General features: G+C 68.0%; 19 protein-coding genes and 1 pseudogene. 14 read left to right on the forward strand and 6 right to left on the reverse strand.

Annotation, left to right across the window (positions count from 1 at the left end; genetic code table 11):
* Positions 1-8 precede the first annotated feature (8 nt).
* Together BG90_RS07530 and BG90_RS07535 are read left to right on the forward strand one after the other, a co-directional pair.
* Positions 9-845, forward strand: coding sequence for a PaaX family transcriptional regulator C-terminal domain-containing protein (locus BG90_RS07530; RefSeq protein WP_010113129.1), 837 nt, complete (start codon positions 9-11; stop codon positions 843-845).
* Positions 846-883: 38 nt separating this feature from the next.
* Positions 884-1873, forward strand: a complete 990-nt coding sequence (locus BG90_RS07535; RefSeq protein WP_010113127.1) for a fatty acid desaturase family protein — start codon at positions 884-886, stop codon at positions 1871-1873.
* Positions 1874-2026: 153 nt separating this feature from the next.
* Here BG90_RS07535 and BG90_RS36095 read toward each other — a convergent pair whose 3' ends face one another.
* Complete coding sequence (locus BG90_RS36095; RefSeq protein WP_157135598.1) at positions 2027-2191, reverse strand: hypothetical protein; 165 nt, start codon at positions 2189-2191, stop codon at positions 2027-2029.
* A gap of 52 nt (positions 2192-2243) precedes the next feature.
* On the opposite strand from BG90_RS36095, the gene BG90_RS32120 reads away from it, so the two are divergent.
* Complete coding sequence (locus tag BG90_RS32120; protein ID WP_081469677.1) at positions 2244-2516, forward strand: ESPR domain-containing protein; 273 nt, start codon at positions 2244-2246, stop codon at positions 2514-2516.
* A 142-nt stretch (positions 2517-2658) separates the two neighbouring features.
* Positions 2659-2847: pseudogene (locus BG90_RS32125) on the forward strand (ShlB/FhaC/HecB family hemolysin secretion/activation protein); the annotation flags it as partial.
* 654 nt (positions 2848-3501) lie between these two features.
* On the opposite strand, the gene BG90_RS07540 reads toward BG90_RS32125, so the two are convergent.
* Both BG90_RS07540 and BG90_RS07545 read right to left on the reverse strand, forming a co-directional pair.
* Complete coding sequence (locus BG90_RS07540) at positions 3502-4680, reverse strand: DUF1700 domain-containing protein (protein WP_010113124.1); 1179 nt, start codon at positions 4678-4680, stop codon at positions 3502-3504.
* Complete coding sequence (locus tag BG90_RS07545; RefSeq protein WP_010113122.1) at positions 4677-5018, reverse strand: PadR family transcriptional regulator; 342 nt, start codon at positions 5016-5018, stop codon at positions 4677-4679. The genes BG90_RS07540 and BG90_RS07545 overlap by 4 nt, the downstream gene beginning before the upstream one ends.
* Positions 5019-5368: 350 nt before the next feature.
* Here BG90_RS07545 and BG90_RS07550 point away from each other — a divergent pair, with 350 nt between their 5' ends.
* The 10 genes from BG90_RS07550 to BG90_RS07595 all read left to right on the forward strand — a co-directional run bounded on the left by BG90_RS07550 (position 5369) and on the right by BG90_RS07595 (position 15789).
* Positions 5369-7039 (forward strand): GMC family oxidoreductase, encoded by a 1671-nt coding sequence (locus tag BG90_RS07550; protein ID WP_010113120.1) that lies wholly within the window; start codon positions 5369-5371, stop codon positions 7037-7039.
* 71 nt (positions 7040-7110) lie between these two features.
* On the forward strand, positions 7111-7908 hold the full coding sequence (locus tag BG90_RS07555; RefSeq protein ID WP_010113011.1) for an SDR family NAD(P)-dependent oxidoreductase: 798 nt from the start codon (positions 7111-7113) through the stop codon (positions 7906-7908).
* Between the two features lie 43 nt (positions 7909-7951).
* The gene (locus BG90_RS07560; protein ID WP_010113118.1) at positions 7952-8743 is read left to right on the forward strand and encodes a molybdenum cofactor biosynthesis F family protein; all 792 of its coding nucleotides are present in this window, start codon (positions 7952-7954) and stop codon (positions 8741-8743) included.
* 10 nt (positions 8744-8753) lie between these two features.
* Positions 8754-9146, forward strand: a complete 393-nt coding sequence (locus BG90_RS07565; RefSeq protein WP_010113116.1) for a nuclear transport factor 2 family protein — start codon at positions 8754-8756, stop codon at positions 9144-9146.
* A 49-nt stretch (positions 9147-9195) separates the two neighbouring features.
* Positions 9196-10701: an aldehyde dehydrogenase family protein gene (locus tag BG90_RS07570; RefSeq protein ID WP_010113113.1), complete on the forward strand. Its 1506-nt coding sequence runs from the start codon at positions 9196-9198 to the stop codon at positions 10699-10701.
* A gap of 146 nt (positions 10702-10847) precedes the next feature.
* Positions 10848-12107 (forward strand): ABC transporter substrate-binding protein, encoded by a 1260-nt coding sequence (locus BG90_RS07575; protein ID WP_010113111.1) that lies wholly within the window; start codon positions 10848-10850, stop codon positions 12105-12107.
* A gap of 4 nt (positions 12108-12111) precedes the next feature.
* The gene (locus tag BG90_RS07580) at positions 12112-12990 is read left to right on the forward strand and encodes a branched-chain amino acid ABC transporter permease (RefSeq protein WP_010113110.1); all 879 of its coding nucleotides are present in this window, start codon (positions 12112-12114) and stop codon (positions 12988-12990) included.
* Positions 12987-14036 (forward strand): branched-chain amino acid ABC transporter permease, encoded by a 1050-nt coding sequence (locus BG90_RS07585; protein WP_010113109.1) that lies wholly within the window; start codon positions 12987-12989, stop codon positions 14034-14036. Before BG90_RS07580 ends, BG90_RS07585 begins: the two co-directional genes overlap by 4 nt.
* Positions 14033-14755 carry an ABC transporter ATP-binding protein gene (locus BG90_RS07590; RefSeq protein ID WP_025989575.1) on the forward strand — a complete coding sequence of 241 codons (723 nt, stop codon included), beginning with the start codon at positions 14033-14035 and terminating at the stop codon, positions 14753-14755. Before BG90_RS07585 ends, BG90_RS07590 begins: the two co-directional genes overlap by 4 nt.
* Positions 14756-15057: 302 nt before the next feature.
* On the forward strand, positions 15058-15789 hold the full coding sequence (locus BG90_RS07595; protein WP_010113105.1) for an ABC transporter ATP-binding protein: 732 nt from the start codon (positions 15058-15060) through the stop codon (positions 15787-15789).
* 82 nt (positions 15790-15871) lie between these two features.
* On the opposite strand, the gene BG90_RS07600 is transcribed toward BG90_RS07595, so the two are convergent.
* From BG90_RS07600 to BG90_RS07610, 3 genes are all read right to left on the reverse strand, one after another.
* Positions 15872-16831, reverse strand: coding sequence for an AraC-like ligand-binding domain-containing protein (locus tag BG90_RS07600; RefSeq protein WP_010112992.1), 960 nt, complete (start codon positions 16829-16831; stop codon positions 15872-15874).
* A 322-nt stretch (positions 16832-17153) separates the two neighbouring features.
* Positions 17154-18254, reverse strand: coding sequence for a porin (locus BG90_RS07605; RefSeq protein WP_010113092.1), 1101 nt, complete (start codon positions 18252-18254; stop codon positions 17154-17156).
* Between the two features lie 339 nt (positions 18255-18593).
* Complete coding sequence (locus BG90_RS07610; RefSeq protein WP_010113090.1) at positions 18594-21623, reverse strand: type III restriction-modification system endonuclease; 3030 nt, start codon at positions 21621-21623, stop codon at positions 18594-18596.
* Positions 21624-21653 lie beyond the last annotated feature (30 nt).

Consider the following 21653-nt stretch of genomic DNA (forward strand, 5'->3'; position numbering starts at 1 on the left):
CACCCCCCATGACGCAACCCACCGCGAAACATCTGATCCTCGATTTGCTGGTCGCCAAGGATGGCGAGCCCCTGCAGGTGCGCGAGGCGATCATCGCGTGCCGGCTGTTCGGCCTCACCGAAAACAGCGTGCGCGTCGCGCTCGCGCGGCTCGCGGCCGAGTCGCTCGTCGAAGGCGCCGAGCGCGGCAGCTACCGGCTCGGGCCGTCGGCCGTCGAGCTGTCCGAGGAGCTGACCGCGTGGCGCACCGTGGAGACGCGGCTGCGCCGCTGGAGCGGCGCGTATCTGATGGTGTCGTGCATCTCGCTCGGCCGCGTCAACCGCACCGCCCTCGCGCGCCGCGAGCGCGCGCTCGAGATGCTCGGCTTCCGCGAATGGGACAAGAGCCTGTACGTGCGCCCGGACAATGTCGAAGGCAACGTCGATACCGTGCGCCGGCGGCTGACGAAGCTCGGCGTCGAGCCGTCGGCGGCCGTGTTCGTCGCGGGCGGCTTCGACGCCGCGCAGGAAGCGCGCATCCGCGCGCTGTGGGACGGCGAAGCGCTGTCGGACACGTACCGCACGCTCGGCGCGCAACTCGAGGACTGGCTCGCGCGCGCACCGGAACTCGATCTCGACGTCGCCGCGCGCGAGGCGTTCCTGCTCGGCGGCAAGGCGATCCGGCAGGTCGTGTTCGATCCGCTGCTGCCGGAGCCGTTCGTCGATGCGGCCGCGCGCGCCGCGTTCATCGAATGCGCGCGGCGCTACGTCGGCGTGGGCCACCGGATCTGGCGCGCGCTGTTCGACAGCGAGCGCCCGGCCGCGGCAGCCGCGCCGAGCGCCGCCGCCGTCAGCCGATTGCATTAGCGGAACCACTAGCGGGACACGCCGGAGGAGACATCGACATGACAGCAAGAATCCGCATCCGCGACCTCTTCACTCGCGACGAGATCCGCGTGCTGACCGCGCGCTCGAACTGGCGCGGCGCGTGGGCGGTCGGCTCGACATGGGCGGTGATCGCGCTCGCGTTCGCGGGCCTTGCGTATGCGCGCGCGCATTTCCCGCCGTGGGCCTTCGCGCTCGCGCTCGTGGCCGGCATGACGATCCTCGCCGGACGCCAGCTCTGTCTCGGCATCCTCCAGCACGACGCCGCGCACGGCACGCTGTTCCGCACGCGCTGGGCGAACGACGTGCTCGTCGACTGGCTGTGCGCGCGCCCGGTATGGAACGAGCTGCACAAGTACCGCCCGTACCACCTGATGCACCACGCGACGACGTCGTCGAGCCTCGATCCCGATCTGTCGCTCGTCGCGGGCCTGCCGACGACGCGCGCGTCGCTCGTCCGCAAGTGCCTGCGCGACATCTCCGGCGTGACGGGCGTCAAGTTCGTGATCGGCCGCGTGCTGATGGACGCGGGCGTGCTCAAGTGGTCGGTGACGAACGACATCGAGCGCCTGCCGCAGACGGGCCGGCGCGGGTGGGACTATCCGCTCGCATTCTTCCGCACCGCGGCCGGCATGCTGATCACGAACGGCGCGCTGTTCGGCGCGCTGTGGGCGAGCGGCCATCCTTGGCTGTACGGCGTATGGGCGCTGTCGTACGTGACGCCGTTTCCGCTTTTCATCCGCATCCGCTCGATGGCCGAGCACGCGTGCCTCGAAGCGAGCGACGACCCGCTGCGCAACACGCGCACGACGCACGCCGGCTGGCTCGCGCGCGCGACGGTCGCGCCGATTCACGTGAACTACCACGTCGAGCATCACCTGATGGCGTCGGTGCCGTACTTTCGCCTGCCGCGGATGCACCGGATGCTGCGCGAGCGCGGCTGCGTCGCGCAGCCGCCGTCGTACTGGCAGGTGCTGAAGACCGTCGGCGGGAAGACGGCGGCGGCTTGAGCGCGGCTTCGGTCATCGGCATCGGGCCGCGCGCCGCCGCTCGGGATGCGCGTTCGCCGCGAGGACTTCGCTCCTGCGCTTTGCTTCGATTCGCACGCATTTTGGCGGCATAAAAATCCCGTTATCTGAATTTAAAATCCCCTGATTTACCGATTAGACGACGACCAAGCCCGTCATACTTACTGGGATAGTCATTTTCAGTCCAAATAATGCGGCAATTCCGCGGCGCGCAATGCCGCCACTATCGCCTCTATCAACTGTTTCGCCGTCGTTCAATATGTCGCCCGGAATCAACGTATTGCAATTGTTGATAGTCATACACTAAAGATCGACATATCGTTCACGCGTCAGAAAAAATCGACGCGTCACGATGAATAACAAAATCTATCGTCTGGTCTACTCCAAGCTTCGGGGAATGGTCGTCGCCGTTCAGGAAACGGCATCCGCCACCGGCAAATCGCATCGAGGAGAATCCGCGGCGTCCGGCCGCGCGCCCGCACACGCAGACGTCACGCTGTTCGCCTCGCGCGCGGCAGCGTTCGCCGCCGCCATGCTGTTCGGCGCGATGCCGCTGCGCGTGTCCGCGCAGAATCGGTCAATACGTACAATCAGTTCGATGTCCAGAAGAACGGCGCGATCCTGAACAACTCGCCGACGATCGTCCAGACCCAGCAGGCCGGGATGATCAACGGCAATCCCAACTTCGGCCCCGGCCAGTCGGCGCGGACCAGCTCGAAGCAAACAATCCGGCGTTCGAAGAGGGCGGCGCGGCGATTTCCGGCGAGTGGGGACCGCAGCCCGTCGCACTGGTGGGCACGCAGCTGGCGGGCGCCGTGATCGGCGTGAAGGGGAGCGTCGGGACGCGGTTCGGCGCGTACGCATACGACCTGTTCGCAGGGACGCCCGTCTATAAGCCTTCGGGCTTTCCGACGGCGCGCGTGACGGTCGGATTCCAGCTTACCGCGCAGTTCTGATGGATGCGCGGATCATGGTGTCCGGCGCATCGCAGCCCAAGTGCCCGCCTGCCCATCGCCGGACCATCCGACGGAATACGTGACGATCGAACTGCCGCGCGATGGGCGCGCATCGCGACGCCTCGAAATCAGCCGTCGACCCGCTCAAAAGGTTCGGCGGCTGATTTATTTGTGCCGCACGGACACCCGCCCATAACCAGTGGACAATTTGGGGATAAATCACCCCGCAAGCTGTGCGCCGCAAAAGTTGTTCTTCACTGCCCTCGGCAATTCATTGCCTGTCCAGCAAGTTGCCCGATCGACAATGTACTGATGCGAAAGGCATCTTAGCGCTTATCCACAGAAAGCCACAGCCTTTATTGACTATTACTACAGATGTATACAAACAAAAATACAAAACACAGACAGAGGTCCGCATGTCCCGCAGCACTAAAAAAGAGGCGCCGCCGCTGAGAGTCTATGCGAGACACCGATCGCTCCGGAATCCTCGAACGCCCGAACGCTCGTCACCGCACAGCCGGCGAGCATGCCGGCGAGCGGCACTTTTTCACAGCCGCCCGAAGCTCTCCGGCAACGATTCCTTCACCAGACAAAAAGGGCGTTCGAAACAAACCCGAACGCCCTTGTCTTTTCCATCGCCCGAATCGCCGAACCTCAACCCACCCGTTCCCGCTCGAGCTTCGCCGACACCGCATCGATCCGTCGCCGCACGTACCGCACGAGCGCGCGCCACGTGATCCGGGTCAGCCAGATGCACAAGAGCAGCCCGAGGATTCCGATCGGCAGCATCGCGAGCCCGTAACCGAACGCGATGCCGCCGAGCGCGAGCCCCGTCGGCGCCGCGACGCTGACGTGCTGCTTGCCGTTGTCGACGGTGATCCGCCCGCCGACGATCGATACCGAGTTCTCGCCGTTCGTCACCGACAGATGCACGCCTCCGTGCCCGTCCGGCGTCATCTGCACGTTGCCGCCCGCGATGCCGGGAACGTTCAGGCCCGGCGCCGACGCGCCCGCGTTCGCGACCGTCATCTGATCGCCGCTTGCGCTCTTCAGATCGAGTGCGATCACGTCGGCGCGCGCGATGCTGAGCGTGTCGTTCTTGCCCGTCGCGAGCAGCTCGCGCGCGCCGTCGCCCGTCGCGTCGATCGACAGCTTGCCGTCCTGCTTGCGCGCGTCGATCACGCCCTTGCGCGTGACGATCGACACGCGGCTGCCTTCGTGCAGATCGAGCACGTAGCGCTCGCCTTCGACGCGCAGTTCCTTCGCATCGTTCAGCGCATCGGCGGACGCGGCGCTCGCGCTCTTCGCGTCTTGCGCGATCTTGCCGCTGTGCGCCTGCTTGCCGTCCTGCGCGCCCTTGCCGGCCGCCGCGCCGCCGACATCGACTTGTCCCGTGCCGATGCCGAACGGCAGCGCGCCGGGGGCCGGCGTGCCGAACACGTAATGGCTGCCGAGCGCGACGAGCGTGACGAGCCCCGCGACGGTCAGCGCGCCGAAGATCACATAGCCCGTCGTCAGCACGAGCATGTACAGCAGGAACGGCACGAGCAGGATCACGTGCAGCAGCCCGAGCCCCGCGATCGAGCCGACGACGCGCATCAGATTGCCGAACGAGCGCCGCTCCTCCCATTGCCGGAAGTTCGCCTGCGCCTTCAGCTCGCGCGCGAGCTTCGCCGGCTCGCCGAGCGCGGCGATCACGTCTTCCTCCGCGCGCCCGGCGGCGAGCGCGTCGCCGATGTATTCACGGTAGTCGGCGACGATCTCGTCGACTTCGCGCTTCGGCAGGCTGTCGAGCTCCTGCCGCAACCGCTGGATGAATGCGTCCTGCTTCATTGCCGTTCCTCTCCATCCGCTGGCGTGCCGTGCAGCGCCAGCACGCCGTTGACTTCATCGACGAAACCTCGCCACTCGTCCTCCATCTGCCGCAGGCTCGCGCGCCCGTCGTCGGTGATCGAGTAGTACTTGCGCGGCGGCCCCGACGTCGATTCGACGAGGTAGGTCGTGACCCACGCCTCGGCCTGCAGGCGCCGCATCAACGGGTAGATCGTGCCTTCGCTGATCTCCATCGTTTCAGCGAGCGTCGACACGAGTTCGTACGCGTAGCTGTCCCGCCGCGCCAGCACGGCGAGCACGCACATGTCGAGCGTGCCTTTCTTCAACTGGGTCTTCATTCCGTTCTGCCGGCGTAATGTGCGTTGCAAGGTACCATGTTATGTTCTGCGGAGGCCCGTCGTACGGACCGCCGCAGAACATGGGCGGACTATAGCAGCCAGTATCATCTAATGCAAGGTACCGTTTTATGCACAGTGAGCTGACCCGGCAGCGCGACGATGAGGGACGGATCGCGCACGGCAGGGACGCGAGCGCGTCGCGCCCGAAACGCCGCCCATGTCGCGCATTGCCCTCACCGCCCCCTCAGAACGCAGTTTGAATTGATCCACAGCGCACAGCCCGCGCACGCCGGTCGATTTCCCGCATAGTGGCAGCCTGTCCATCCATTCGACCCAACGGGAAGCGACACATGTCCGTGGAAAACCACAGCGGCTCGACGGAATTCGACTACATCGTGATCGGCGCCGGCTCGGCCGGCTGCGTCGTCACAAACCGGCTCGTCGGCGCCGGGCATCGCGTGCTGCTGTTCGAAGCCGGCCCTCCCGACAATTCGTTCTTCGTCCGCACGCCCGCGACCTTCGTGCGCGTGATCGGCACGAAGCGGACCTGGGTCTACGAGACGGAGCCGCAAACGCACGCGGCCGGCCGCCGGATGTACGTGCCGCAGGGCCGCACGCTCGGCGGCGGCAGCTCGGTGAACGCGATGGTCTACATCCGCGGCACGTCCGCCGATTACGACGGCTGGCGCGACGCCGGCTGCGACGGCTGGGGCTGGGACGACGTGCTGCCGTTCTTTCGGCGCGCCGAGCACAACCAGCGGCTCGCGGGGCCGCTGCACGGCGTCGACGGGCCGCTTCACGTGAGCGACACGCGCTTTCGCCATCCGCTGAGCCAGGCGTTCGTCAAGGGCGCGCAGGAATTCGGGCTGCCGTACAACGACGACTTCAACGGCGCGTCGCAGGCGGGCGTCGGCTTCTATCAGACGACGACGTTCGAAGGCCGCCGCGGCAGCACCGCCGCGACGTATCTCGCCGCGGTCAAGCGCAATCCGCTGCTGACGATCGAGACCGACGCGTTCGTCACGCGCATCGTGTTCGAGAACGGCGCCGCGGTCGGCGTGCGCTACCAGACGCGCGGCGGCGAAGAACGGCTCGTTCGCGCCCGCGCCGAGATCGTGCTCACCGCGGGCGCGCTCGCGAGCCCGAAGCTGCTGATGCTGTCGGGCGTCGGCCCGGCGGATCAACTGCTGCGGCATGGCATCCCGGTCGTGCACGACGCGCCCGACGTCGGGCTCAACTTCCAGGATCATCTCGAAGTGTCGCTGTACGGCCGCGCGCGCGAGCCGATCAGCCTCGCCGGCCAGGATCGCGGGCTCAACGCGCTGCGCCACGGGCTCCAGTACATGCTGTTCCATACGGGGCTCCTCACGTCGAACGTCGTCGAAAGCGGCGGCTTCGTCGACACCGCGAACGGCGGTCGTCCCGACGTGCAGTTCCACGTGCTGCCCGTGCTCGTCGGCGACGTCGGTCGCGAGCCGCTCGCCGGACACGGAATCTCGATCAATCCGTGCTTCCTGCGGCCGAAGTCGCGCGGCACGGTGCGATTGCGCAGCGCCGATCCGCACGCGCCGATCCTGTTCGACGGCAATTTCCTCAGTCATCCGGACGATTTCGCGACGCTCGTGCGCGGCCTCTCGCTCGCACGCGAGATCATGCGGATGCCGTCGATGTCGAAGGTGATCTCGGGCGAGATGCTGCTGACCGACGGCGGCCGCGTCGACCTCGACGCGTACGTGCGCTCGCATGCGAAGACCGTCTATCACCCGTCGGGCACGTGCCGGATGGGCGGCGATCCTGCTTCGGTCGTCGATTCGCGGCTGCGCGTGCGCGGCGTCAGCGGACTGCGGATCTGCGATGCGTCGGTGATGCCGTCGCTCGTGTCCGGCAACACGAACGCGCCGACGATCATGATCGCCGAGCGCTGCGCGGAATTCATGCTGTCGCCGGCCGGCGCGCCGAATGCGCGCGCCGAAGCGGGCAGGCAGCAAGCCGCGCTGCTTCATGCAGGCGACGCGCACTGAGCGCCGCGCGTTCACATCGTCGCGTCTTCACGTCATCACGTCTTCAAGCTCAATTCAAGGAGACCTCAGCAATGCATACGTTCAACGACAAGGTTGCGTTGATCACGGGCGGCGGCACCGGCATCGGCGCGGCCGTCGCGCGCAAGTTCGCCGAAGCGGGCGGCAAGGTCGTGCTGCTCGGCCGCCGCCGCGAGCCGCTCGAAGCGGTGGCGAAACCGCTCGGCGGCGCCGCGATCGCCGTCGCGGGCGACGCGGCCGACGCGCACGACGTGCAGCGCGCGATCGCCGAAGCACGCGCCGCGTTCGGACGCGTCGACGTGCTCGTCGCGAACGCGGGCGGCCACGGCGTCGGCAGCGCGCTCGACACTGACGACGCGTCGTGGGCGCAATCGACGCGCGTGAATCTCGACACCGCGTTCGTCTGCGCGCGCGAGCTGCTGCCCGAGCTGATCGAGCGGCGCGGCAACATCGTGATCCTGTCGTCGCTCGCCGGACATTTCGCAGGCCCGAACGTCATCGGCTACGTGACGACGAAGCACGCGCTGATCGGCCTCACGCGCTCGCTCGCGCGCGACTACGGCCGCGCCGGCGTGCGCGTGAACGCCGTGTGTCCCGGCTGGGTGCGCACCGCGATGGCCGACGAGCAGATGGATGCGCTGCGCGACGCGCACGGGCTCGCGACGCGCGAGGACGCTTACCAGCTCGTCACGCGCGACGTGCCGCTCGGCCGCCCGGCGGAGCCCGACGAAGTCGCCGACACGGTGCTGTATCTGGCCTCGCCGTATGCGTCGATGATCACGGGCACGTCGCTGTTGGTCGACGGCGGCGCATCGGCCGTCGATCTGCCGACGATCGAATTCGCGCGCTGAGCGCGAGGCCGCTCCAAAAACACGTCTTTCCGAGGACTCTCCGATGAACGACAAACCGCAGGACTGGAAAAACTACGAAGACTTCGCGGCCGGCATCGATACGAACCGGCTGCCCGCGACGCAGGCGCTCGTCGGTCGCACGTTGACGTTCGAGCTGCCGGACGGCGCGCTCGCGGCGAATTTCGTCGACGGTCATGCGCTCGCATGGCGCCGCGGCGACGCGAGCGACACCGACTGGTACGAAGCGATCGAAGTCGCGCCCGATACGTTCTTCGTCGATATCACGTTCAAGAGCCGGCCGGCCGAAGCGCTGACGCTCGTGTTCGACATCGCGACGCGGCGCGTGCTCGGCATCCTGTCGCGCATCCGCAGCCGCGAGGAGGCGGGCGCCGCGCCGCGCGTCGCGCAGGATTTTCTGGTCGGCACGCTCGCGGGCGACGAAGCCGACGCGAGCGCATCGGGCGCCGCGCCAGCAGAGACGCGCGACCTGATCGGCGCGCGCACGCTGAACGTCTACAGCCCGAACCATACGTACGAGCACACATACCTGAGCTCGACGCGCTACTGCTGGCAATGCCTCGTCGGCGAGCAGCGCGGCCACGGCGACGTCGATCTCGCGACGACCTACAAGTTCGCCGACGATCTCTACGTGTTTACGTTCCGCGAATTCCTGATTCCGGTCGCGTCGGTGTTCGTCTTCAACTTCGCGGCCGGCCGCTCGACGGGCAAGTTCCTCGGCGAAACGGGCGACGGAGCGATCGCGAACCGTCCCGCCGGCTCGTTCATCCGCAAACTGTCGCAGACCGTCTATCCGGACGATGCGCAACCCGTCTGAGGAATACACGATGCGTACCCCTTATCAAATCGTCGCCGATCACTACGCGGCATCCGACCGGCGCGACCCCGCCGCGATGATGGCCGACATCGCGCCGACGATCGAATGGACCGAGATGGCCGGCTTCCCGTGCGCGGGCACCTACCGCAGCGCGGACGAGATCGTCCGCAACGTGTTCCAGCGCCTCGGCGAAGAGTGGGACGGCTACACGTTCGAGCTCGACACGCTGCACGACGCGGGCGACACCGTGATCGGCCTCGGCCGCTACTCGGGCACCTGCAAGCGGACCGGCAAGTCGTTCGAGTGCCGCGTCGCGCACGTGTGGCGCGTCGAAGCGGGCAAGATCGTGCGCTTCGAGCAGTTCACCGACACGCTGCTCGTCGCACAGGCGATGCAGCCGTGAGCGCGCGCTCGCCCCTTCATCCAACCGTTCCGTTTCGCACGAGACCTTCATGAACCTGGCCGATCTCTCGACACAGCATCAACGCCAATCCGGCTTTCTCGCCCGCCGCGCGTTTGGCAACTGGATCGACGGACGCGCGGCCGAGCCGCGCTCGGGCCGCTATCTGCCCGTCGTCGATCCCGCGACCGAGATGACGATCGCCGAAGTCGCCGCGAGCGACGCGCGCGACGTCGACGCGGCGGTCGCCGCCGCCCGCCGCGCGTTCGATTCGGGCGACTGGCCGCGGATGCGCCCCGCGAACCGCGAGAAGCTGCTTTATCAGCTCGCCGAACTGATCGAGCGCCACGCCGACGAGCTCGCCGCGCTCGAGACGCTCGAGACCGGCAAGCTCGTCGGCATCGCGCGCGCGATCGACGTGCTGGGCGGCGCCGAATACGTCCGCTACATGGCCGGCTGGGCGACGAAGATCGAAGGCTCGACGCTCGACACGTCGATCGCCGTGCCCGCCGACACCGAGTATTTCGCGTACACGCGCCGCGAGGCGGTGGGCGTCGTCGGCGCGATCGTGCCGTGGAATTTTCCGCTCGCGATCGCGTTGTGGAAGGTCGCGACCGCGCTCGCGTGCGGCTGCACGGTCGTGCTGAAGCCGTCGGAGGAAACGCCGCTCACTGCGTTGCGTCTCGGCGAGCTCGCGCAGCAAGCGGGCCTGCCCGACGGCGTGCTGAACATCGTGACGGGCACCGGCGGCGAGGCGGGCGCCGCGCTCGTCGCGCATCCGGGCGTCGACAAGATCACCTTCACGGGCTCGGTCGGCGTCGGCAAGGCGATCGGCCACGCGGCCGTCGATCGGATGGCGCGCTTCACGCTCGAGCTCGGCGGCAAGTCGCCGCTGATCATCTTCGACGACGCCGATCCCGACGTCGCCGCGCGCGGCGCCGCGCAAGGCATCTTCTTCAATCAGGGGCAGGTCTGCACCGCTGGCTCGCGCGTGTACGTGCAGAAGCGCCACTTCGAACGCGTCGTCGCCGGCATCGCGGCCGCCGCCGAATCGATGAAGATCGGCTCGGGTTTCGATCCGCGCACGCAGATCGGCCCGCTCGTGTCGAAGCGCCACTTCGAGCGCGTGCTCGGTCACATCGGCGCCGCGAAGACGGAAGGCGCGACGCTCGTCACGGGCGGCGCACGCGCGTTCGACGGCGGCTATTTCGTGAAGCCGACGGTGTTCGTCGATACGACGCCGTCGATGCGGATCGTGCGCGAAGAAGTGTTCGGCCCGGTCGTCACGGTCACGCCGTTCGACACCGTCGACGATGCGGTGCGGCTCGCGAACGACAGTGACTTCGGGCTCGCGGCGAGCGTGTGGTCGCAGAACCTGTCGCTCGTGCATCGCGTCGTGCCGCGCCTGAAGGCGGGCATCGTCTGGGTCAACACGCACAACATGCTCGACAACAATCTGCCGTTCGGCGGCTTCAAGCAATCGGGCTACGGCCGCGAGCTCGGCCGCGCGGCGCTCGAGCAGTTCACCGAGCTCAAGTCCGTCTGCATCGCGCACTGACGCGCGGCGCACGGCGGGCACGCAGCACCGGCGCAGCACCGGCGCAGTTCCGAAGCAACACCCGAGCAGCACCGAAGCACCAACGCAGTACCCGAGGGCGCGGCCCGTACGCGGAGCCGCGCCCCACGACAACACCAGGAGACACGATGAAGCCGCTTTCCCCCAACATGAAGCGCACGCTCGCCGGCGCATGCATCGGCGCCGCGGGACTCTTCGCGCAGCATGCCGCGTTCGCGCAGAGCTGCGGGCTCTCGAACGGCAAGCCCGCGACCGGCGCGCCGATTCCGATCGGCGCGATCGTCGGCAAGACCGGCCCCGACGACTTCAGCTCGTCGGTGCGCGCGGCCGCCGCGTATTTCAAATGCGTGAACGCGAACGGCGGAATCAACGGCCGGCCGGTCCAGTACCTCGTCGAAGACGACCAGTGGAATCCGGAAACGGCGTCGCAGGTCGCGTCGAAGCTCGTGCGCGACCGCAAGGTGCTCGCGCTCGCGGGCAACGCGAGCTTCGTCGAATGCGGGGCAAACGCGAAGTTCTACGAACAGGAAAACGTGATCGCGATCGCGGGCGTCGGCGTGCCGCGCGAATGCTATTTCGCACGCAACTACGTGCCCCTCAACATGGGGCCGCGGCTGTCGATGACGGAAGCGGCGCTATACGCGAAGCAGCAGTACAAGGCGACGCGGATGGTCTGCATCGCGCCGAACATCCCGAGCCTCGGCGCGTGGTCGTGCGAAGGGCCGGCGCTGTGGGGCAAGCAGAACGGCGTGACCGTCGACACGATCGTGATGGATCCCGATTCCGCCGATCCGACGTCGGTCGTGCTGCAGGCCGCGTCGAAGAATCCGCAGGCGATCCTGCTCGGGCTGCCGAAGGGGCTGATGGTGCCGATCCTGTCGGCCGCCGAGCAGCAGAACCTCGGCCGGCGGATTCATTTCGTGTCGGCGGCGTCCGGCTACGATCTCGGCGTGCCGAAGGCGATCGGGCCGTACTGGAAAGGCGGCTTCGACGTGAATCTCGAATTCCAGCCGCTCGACGCGCCGACGCCCGACAACCAGAACTGGCTCGCGGTGATGAACAAGTACGGCGACAAGCAGGACCCGCGCGACACGTTCTCGCAGGCGGGCTACCTCGCCGCGCGGCTCGTGGCCGACACGCTGCTGAAGCTCCCCGCGAACCAGCTCGATCGCGCGCACGTGACGGCCGCGCTGCGCCAGGTGAAGGACTTCCGCAGCGACATTCTGTGCGGGCCGTTCTACGTCGGCGCGGGCGACCGGCACAACGCGAACAACGCGGGCCGGATGGCGCAATCGACGGGCGCGGGCTGGAAAACGGTGTCGGCGTGCCAGGCGGTCGACGATCCGCAACTCGCCGACATCCGCGCGGCGGAAAAGAAGATGCACTGACGCCATGAACGCGATCGACTTCGTTCCGTATCTGATCTCCGGGCTCGGCGTCGGCGCGGTCTACGCGCTGTCGGGCGTCGGCCTCGTCGTGTTGTATCGCGCATCGGGCGTGCTGAACTTCGCGTTCGGCGCGACGGGCGCGCTGGGCGCGTACGTCGCGGCCGCGTGCCTCGACGCCGACTATCCGCAGACGCTCGCCTGGGCCGCGGCGATCGCCGCGTCGACCGTGGCGTCGCTCGTCTACGGCCTCGTGCTCGCGCCGCGTCTCGCCGCGCGCGATCGCGTCGTGCGCAGCGTCGCGACGCTCGGCTTCGCGCTGATCCTGCTCGGCTTCTGCGAGTGGTATTGGGGCGACACGCCGCGCCGCCTCGTGCTGCCGACCGACAGCGAGGCGCTCGACTTCGGCGACGTTCGTTTCACGTACACGCGAATCGTCGGCCTCGCGCTCGCGTTCGCGATGATGGCCGCGATCGGCGTCGTGCTCGCACGCACGCGGCTGGGACTCCAGATGCGCGCGCTGTCGAACAACCGGCACTTGAGCGGGCTGCTCGGCATTCGCGTGCTGCGCGTCGACGTCGCCGCGTGGGTGATCTCCGGCGTGTTCGCGGGCATCACGGGCCTGTTGCTCGCGAACCTCGTGCGCCTGCAGGCGGCGGTGCTCACGTTCCTCGTGATCCCGGCGTTCGCCGCGGCGATCGTCGGCCGCCTCGCGTCGCTGCCCGCGACGGTTGCGGCCGGCATCGCGATCGGCCTCGCCGAGGCGCTCGCGATCACCGTGCCCGGCTTCGCGCAGTACCGCAGCGCGACGCCGTTCCTGATCGCGCTCGTCGCGATGCTCTTCATCGGCTCCAAATCGATCGGCCACGCCGCGAACGAATCATGAAAACGCCACTCGCCTTTGCTGCGCCGTCGCGCGATGCGGCCGCGCGGGTTCGTCCGTTCGGCGCGCGCCTGCCGCTCGTCGCGACGCTCGGCACGCTCGCCGCGATCGCGCTCGTCGTGCCCGCCATCGCCGACGCCTATTGGATCAAGACGCTGACGTCCGCGCTGACGATCAGCATCGCCGCCGCGGGCGTCGCGCTGCTGTACCGGCAGCTCGGGCTCGTGTGCCTGTCGCAGCATGCGCTGCTCGGCGTCGGCGGCTGGATCGCGCTGCGGCTCGCGCATCTCGGCGTGCCGTTCGAGCTGTGCATGATCGCGGGCGCGGTCGGCGGCAGCGCGATCGGGATGATCGCCGGGCTGCCCGCGCTGCGCCTGCGCGGCCTCTATCTCGCGCTCGTCACGCTGATGATGGCGGGCGGGTTTCAGGTCGTCGTGTCCGCGATCGGCTTTCCGGACGGCGGCGGCGGCTTCACCGGCCATCTGTCGTCCGGCGCGCGCCAGATGATGGCGAGGCCGCTCGTCGGCCAGAGCGACGCCGCGTATTTCCGCTACGTCGCCGCATGGGCCGCGCTCGCGTTCGCGCTGATCGAGCTGCATCGCCGCTCGAAAGCGGGCCGCTCGTGGGCGCTGATCCGGCGCGGCGAAACGACGGCGCTCGCGGCCGGCGTGAACGTCGTCCTCTATCAGACCTGGGCGTTCGGGCTCGCGGGACTGCTCGCCGGGCTGTCCGGCGGCCTGCTCGCGGGCACCGTCGGCCAGCTCGACGGGCGCGCGTTCGCCGCGTCGGAATCGGTGCTGCTGTTCGCGCTGTCGGTCGTCGGCGGCGTCTATCACTGGTTCGGCGCACTGATCACCGGGCTGCTGCTGCGCGCGGTGCCCGCGCTCCTGACCGACTTCGGCGTGAACGGCTATCTCGCGATGATCTTCTTCGGCGCCGCGCTCCTGCACGCGCTGATCACGACGCCCGCCGGCATCGCCGGACAGCTTGCCGGCCTCGCGTCGCGCATCGCGCGTGCGTTCGGCGCGCGCGACGGAGGCACGCGATGATCGAAATCTCGAACCTGACCGTCCAGTTCGGCGGCACGCGCGTGCTCGACGCGCTCGACGCGACGCTCGGCGCGCCCGTGTGCGGGCTGATCGGCCCGAACGGCGCGGGCAAGACGACGCTGCTCAACGTGCTGAGCGGCTTTCTGCGGCCGCGCGCGGGCAGCGTCGCGCTCGACGGCCGCGCGCTGCTCGGGCTGTCCGTCACCGAGCGCGTGCGCGCAGGCGTGCGGCGTACGTTCCAGACCGAACAGATCGTCGAAGACCTGAGCGTCCACGACAACGTGCTCGCGCTCGCCGAGCACGTGATACCGGCGCTCGCCGCGCGCAACGACACCGTGCGTGCGCTCGAGCTCGTCGGTCTCGACGACGTCGCGCACGTGCCGGGCGCGGCGCTCAACCTCTATCAGCGGCGGATGCTCGAGCTCGGCAAGGCGCTCGTCGGCGAGCCGCGTCTGCTGCTGCTCGACGAGCCGGGCGCGGGCCTGAACGAAGCGGAAGCGGCTCGGCTGCGCGACGTGATCGTTCGCATTCCCGAGCTCACGGGCGCGCAGGTGCTGCTGATCGATCACGACGTCGATCTGATCGACGCCGTGTGCGAGCAGACGCTCGTGCTCGACTTCGGCAAGCGGCTCGCGCTCGGGCCGACGCGCGCGGTGCTCGACGACCCGCTCGTGCGCAGCGCGTATCTCGGCAAGGAGGTCGACGGGCATGCGACTTGATGCAGAGCGGCAAAGCGGCCGGCCGATGCCGCTTGCGTCGTCTTGCGCGATTGCGAGCACGGCGTTATCGGCTTGCGGCGCGCATTTCGATCCCGCGACGCCGAGCGACACGCGATCGCGCGAAGCGACGAAGCGCGCCGCGCCGCGTCGCGCAGTCGGCCGATTCCGGCGAGCCATCCACTCCGCAATCGCTCTGCTGCGCCCATTTCCATCATTCGATATTCGCGTCACGCAGGCGCGCGCAGCCGCCCGCTCTCGACGCGGCGCGCGCCGCATCCCATTCGGCAAGGAGTCCGGCGATCATGCAGCTTGAAGTGAAAGACCTCGTCGTCCATCGCGCGAACAAGCCCGTGCTGCACGGCGTGTCGCTCGCGGTCGCGCCGGGCCGGGTGACGGCGCTCGTCGGCGCGAACGGCGCCGGCAAGTCGACGCTCGTGATGAGCATCGCCGGCGTGCTGCCCGCCACGTCGGGCGACGTGCTGCTCGACGGCGCGCCGCTTCGCGCGCTGCGGCCCGAAGCGGTGCGTCGTCGCGGCATCGCGGTCGTGCCGGAAGGGCACCGCGTGCTCGGCGATCTGTCGGTGCGCGACAACCTGCGCGCCGCGGGCGCGTTCCTGCCGACGCGGCGCCTGAACGATGCGATCGAGCGCGTGCTCGCGATCTTCCCGGAGCTGAAGCCGAAGCTCGATGCGCGCAGCAACGACCTGTCGGGCGGACAGAAGCAGATGGTGTGCGTGTCGCAAGCGCTGATCGGCGAGCCGCACACGCTGCTGATCGACGAGCTGTCGCTCGGCCTCGCGCCGACCGTGACGAAGCGCCTCGCGCAGACCGTCGCGCAGATCGCGAAGCAGGGCGTCGCGGTGCTGCTGATCGAGCAGTTCACGACGATCGCGCTCGCGCTCGCGACCGACGCATACGTGCTCGAACGCGGACGCGTCGCGTTCGCCGGCAGCGCGCGGACGCTGCGCGAGCGCCCGGAGATTCTGCACGGCAGCTATCTTGCGTCGAAGGGAAGCGGCACGAACGCGGCTTGATGTTTCCGAACGAAGCGGCGCCCGGCGCGACGCCGCAGCGCCGGGCGCCGCCCGATGCCGAAACGCGGGCGCGGCCCCGGATTCAGGACGACGCGCGTTGCCGCACGAACTCGCGCGGCGTCATTCCGTAGCGCTGCTTGAAGCTGCGGCAGAAATGCGCGCTGCTGCTGAATCCCCAACTGAACGCGATCTCGGAAATGGCAGGCTTCGCCGCGCGCGCATTGTCGAGCGCCTCCTTGCAGCGCTCGAGCCGGTTCGACCAGATGTAGCGGTCGATCGTCACGCCTTCCTCTTCGAAGATCCGGTGCAGGTAGCGCTTCGAGCAGCGCAGCTCGCGCGCGATGCGGTCGATCGACAGGTCGGCGTCGGCGAGATGGCCCTGGATGTACTGCTTGACGCGCATTCGCAGCACGGCGGGCAGTGTCATGTGCGTACCTTGCACGTCGTGCTGCGCGGTCAGCGTCGACACGATGAGGCCGAGGATCGTCTCCGACAGCGCGGTGCCCGTCGTGCCGGGCAGCGACGGCAATTGTTCGGATAACGACATGAGAAACGACGACAGCAGCGAGAACAACCCCTTGAGTTCGAACTCGCGCGCGTCGGACGTGTGCAGGTCGGGCACCGCGAAGCCGCCGAGCTGCTTGCGCGGGATCTGGATCGCGAGCTGCTCGACGTGCGTCAGGTTCGCGATGCTGTACGGCACGCGCGGATCGTACAGGCTCCAGTCGCCCGTGCGCAGCCGGAACACCTTGCCGCGCTGCTCGATCTCGCTCTCGCCGCTCAATTGCAGGATCAGCTTGAAGTAGTCGGAGCCGTGATCGTGCAGCGCCGCGACCGGGCGCACGATCCGGTGCGCGGGCGCGGCGATCGTGAACACCCGCATCGGGCCGATCTCGTACTGGCCGAGCTGCGCGTCGAACGCATCGCCGTCGTCGCAGCACGCATCGAGTCCGCCGAAATACTGCGTGACGACGCGGCCCCAAGCGCGGCCGCGGAACGCGGGCGTTTCACCCGCCGTCGTGAAGAATCTGCCGTTCACCATGCGCTCCTTGCGAGTACACGTCTAGCCGGACCCAGGCTGGGCATCCGGTTACCCGGATATACTTAGCATATTAAATATTTGGGGCGAACTGAATCCGGTTTACTCCGGAACGTGAATTCGACTGTAAAAGCGTCGATTGTGAGGCGATGGCGACGGCCTTATGTGCGCTGGCGCACATAAGGCTCGAGCGCGGCGCAGGCGTCGATGGACGCGCGACCGTCTGAGGAATGCGCACGCGATCGCGCCGCGCGTGCGGCCGGCGGCCCGTCCGCGCGGCGCGTCCGGCGTTTCGCCGGCCGGCATCGCGCCGCGGCCGCCGGGCTCAGAAGCGGGTCAGCATCCCGATGCGCGCGAGGAACTGCGAGCGCGAGCTCGATTGCGCATCGGGCCCCATCACGCCGTTGATCCACGCGTGCGCGCCGGCACTGCCGCCCGCGTACTGGTACACCGTCTCGACATACGCGGACGTGCGCTTCGACAGCGCGTACTGGACGGCCGCCGTGACCTGGTGCGCATAGTTGCGGTCGAGCTGCGCGTTGCCCTTCATGTATTCGTAGTTCGCGCCGATCGTCCATGGCGCGCCGACGTAGCGCGCGCCCGCCTGGATCACGTCGATCGCCGCGCCCGTCAGCGTGTTCTTCGTGTTCGTGTACAGCAGGTTCAGGTCGAACGCCGACAGCGCGTAGCGCGCGCCAAGCCCAAAGTTGCGCAAGCCGTCGTGACCGTTGTTCATCTGCGGATACTTGACCTCGACGTACGCGGCGCCGAGCGCGAGGTTGCCGGTCTCGTACTTGAGGCCCGCGCTCAGCGTGCTGTTCGCCGACAGTCCGCCGCCCGCCTGATTGCCGAAGCCGTACATCAGGCCGAACACGAGACCGTTCAGGTTCGCACTCGTGTACTTGACCGAGTTCGGCACGCGGCTCGAGCCCGCCATCCGGTCGAAATCGAACGAGCCGGTCGGATTGTCGGGAATCCCGAGCTTCGAGAACGGCCCCTGGCGGAAGTTGTACAGGCCGCCGTAGCGGAACGCGCCGTCGAACGAGCCGAACGTCAGCGAATCGGTCATGAAGTCGTATTGCTGGCCGAACGTCACACTGCCGAGCCGCTCGCTCCACAAGCCGACGAGCGCCGTGCGCGAGAACATCGAGCCCGGCGTCGGCAGCGCGGCGCCGTTGCCGAGCGCATATTGCGACGTCAGCTCGAAGATCGCCTTCGCACCGCCGCCGAGATCCTCCGTCCCCTTGAGCCCCCACAGGTTCGGCACCGCGATGCCGTCGTCGAAATACAGATTGTGCTTGCCGCCTTCGTTCGACACGTAGGACACGCCAGCATCGATCAGGCCGAACAGCGTCACGCCGCCGCCGGACGCATGCGCGCCCGCCGCGACGGCCAGGCCGGCCGCCGCTACCGCAAACTTCTTCATCGTCGTCTCCGTTGGGGTTGTCGTTATGCGCGGCGACGCTCGAGGCGTCGTCGTCGATCTCCGGCACGGAGTGTGGAGCAGCGTGCGGCGCGCATCTTTCCCGACGGCGCACAAACACTAGCTCGACGATGCACACGGACATCGTCCGACGTTACGGACGGCGAAATGAAATGCGCGGCCTGGCGCGATGCAGCGCGCGCTTGGGGAAATCCGGCTCGCGCGGCCAAACGCAGCAGGGAAAGGGATGGCGTGCGCGGATGCAGCGGGAAACCGCTGCGCGCCGCACGCCGGAAACGAACGGCGATGTGGCGGCGCAGCGAAGAAACGCGGCGGCGAAGCTCAGGCCGCGTCGTGCGCGTTTGCGGCGGCCGTCGGCAGATCGTCGACGGTGCGCGCGCGCACGTAGCGCGCCGGGTCGTCGACGGCCGCTTCCAGCGCGCGGAAATGCGCGGCGCCGCACTGGATCTTGCGCCGCTCGTAGGCGTGCAGATCGCCGTCGGCGGGGCCGCTCTTCGTCTCGACGACGAAATAGAGCCGCGGCCCGCCGTTTTCGGCGATCACCACCGCCCAATCCGGGCTGTAGTTGCCGAGCGGCGTCGGGATCCTGAACCAGCCGGGCAGCTTCGCATACAGCTTGACCGCGTCGTCTTGCTCGAGCGCGTCGGCGAATGCGCGCTCGGCCGTCGTATCGCACGGCACGTCCTCGTGGATCGATTTCGTCGCGTCGCGCCGCATGCTCGACAGATAGCCGGTGAGCGGCTCGTCCTCGAACAGCGACAACGCATGGACGTGCTGCTCGCCGAGCAGCGTGTACTCGATGCCGTCGACGAGCGCATCGCGCTTGCAGCGCTCGAGCGTCGCGGCGACGAGCGCGATGAAGCGCTGCGGATTGCGCGGAAATTCGTCGAGCCGGCCGCTTTCGATCAGCACCATCGCGATCGTGCGCCGCGTGAGCTGCGTGCGGTCCTGCAGCTCGGTCAGCAGATCCGGCAGATCGACTTCGCCTTCGTCGATCGCGATCGTGCCGGCGTCCGCGGTCTCGGTCGCCTCGACGCCCGCCGCGTCGATCGCGATATCGGCCTTGCGCCACTGCAGCCGCGCGTGCGCGACATCGGGCGCCGCCTTCAGCGCGGCGACGCAGCGCTCGATCAGGCGTGCGTTGTCGAAGTTCACGCGATACGTGGTCCGATATTTGATGCGGTTCCACAGCGCGCGGAACGCGTCGCCGAGATACACCGCCTTGCCTTGCGCGTCGCGGCGCAGCGCGATGTGCCGGCGCTCGTCCGCGTTGCGCACGTCGAGCCGGCCCGCGAGCTTGCGCAGCATGTCGACGATCAGCGCGCGCTGCGCGTCGAATTCGGCGGGCAGCGGCAGCGCGCGCAGCTTGAGCGCCGCGCGCAGCGTGTCCTGCACGCGGCCGCGCGCGTCGAGATAGCCGGCGTCCTTCAGGTACGTCCAAAGCGCCGTCGACAGCTCGACGCCGAGCGGCTGCACGGTGCCGTCCGCGGCCGGCACGGGCAGCGCCGCGAACTGATGCGTTTCGACGACGCCGAAGCGGATCCCCGTATCGGCTTCGATTTCCTTCTGCAGGTTTTCGGCGAACTGCTCGTAGCTCTCGCCGGCGATCACCGTCAGCGTGTTGACATCGAAGCCGCGCACGCGCTCGCCGCGCTGATCGACGGCGAGACGCAGCCCGCGGCCGATCGTCTGGCGACGCTCGCGTTCGCTATGGATGTCGCGCAGCGTGCAGATCTGGAACACGTTCGGGTTGTCCCAGCCTTCCTTCAGCGCCGAGTGCGAGAAGATGAACTTGAGCGGCGTGTCGAACGACAGCAGCCGCTCCTTGTCCTTCATGATGAGGCCGTACGCGCGCTCCGCATTCTCGCGGCTGCCCGCGCTCTTGTCGCTCGTGTCGGTCCAGCCGCCTTTCTTGTCGATCGAGAAGTAGCCGTCGTGCACGGCTTCGGCCGCGCCCTCGGGATCGACGCCGTCGAACAGCGCGCGATACGCGGGCAGCTTCGCCGCGCGACGGTATTCCTCCTCGAACAGCAATGCGTAGTCGCCCTTGAACGGGTGGCCGTGCCGGTCGTACTTGCGATACTTGTCGACCGCGTCGACGAAGAAAAGCGACAGCACCTTCACGCCGAGCGGCTTCAAGCGCAGCTCCTTGTCGAGATGCTCGCGGATCGTGCGGCGGATCATCTCGCGCTGGATCGCGAGCACATCGACGTCGCCGTACGTGTCGCCGACCGACAGGAACGCGTCGCCGCCCGGATAGCGCAGCTCGAGGTACTCGGCGCCGCGCGCCGCGTGAATCTCGCCGATCCGGAAGTTCGCATAGACCGCGCGCTTCGTGACCCGCTCGAGATCGTCGCCGTCCGCGACGGCGAGCGTCTGCCGCTCGACGTCGCCGGCGGGCGTCGCGACATCGAGCTCGACGCGCGCCGTGATCGCGCCGCGCCGGCTGCCGATCGACATCACGCGCATGAACGGCTTGTTGTGCGCGTCCTCGACGGTCGCCGACGCGATCTCGATCTGCTTGACGAGCTTGCGCTCGTACGCGTCGATCGCATCGAGCCGGTACAGCATCTGGTATTTGTCGGCGTGGGTCGCCGAGTAGCGCAGCGTGCACAGCGGCCGCATCGCGTCGAGCGCCTCCTTGCCGCGCCCTTCGAGCCCGCCGTCGACGCTCTGCGGCTCATCGACGATCACGATCGGATGCGTCGCGCGAATCAGATCGATCGGCTTCTCGCCGCCCGTCTTTTCGCTATCCTTATAGAGATTGTTGACGTCCTTCTTGTTGATCGCCGCGACCGTGACGATCATGATCTGCACGGTCGATTTCGACGCGAAGCTGCGCACCTCGCCGAGCCTCGCCGAATCGTAGACGAAGTAGTCGAACGGCACGCCCGCGTACAGGCGCTTGAAGTGCTGCTCGGTGATCTGCAGCGTCTTGTACACGCCTTCCTTGATCGCGACCGACGGCACGACGATCACGAACTTCGTGAAATCGAAGCGGCGATGCAGCTCGAAGATCGTGCGCAGGTAAACATACGTCTTGCCCGTGCCCGTCTCCATCTCGACGGTGAAATCGTTCGAGCTCGGCGCACCGCACGGCGGCAGGCCGTTGCGCACCTGCACGCGCGCGAGGTTCTCGGCGAACGCGTGGGCGTCGAGCGTCAGGCGATTGCCGACGCCGAGCCCCGACTCGGCCATCCCGAGCGACATCTGCGGCGTCGCGCGCCGCCGGGCGGCCTGCGCGGTCACGCTGAATTCGGCGCGGCACGCCTCCTGGCCGCGAAACAGATCGCATACCGCCTCGATCGCTTCGAGCTGATAGTCGAGATCCGACTCGAAATGCAACTGCATGCTCAACCTTCCTTGTCTGCGTGTGGCTGG

Source organism: Burkholderia oklahomensis C6786 (genome assembly GCF_000959365.1).
In the GTDB taxonomy this organism is placed as follows: Bacteria; Pseudomonadota; Gammaproteobacteria; order Burkholderiales; family Burkholderiaceae; genus Burkholderia; species Burkholderia oklahomensis.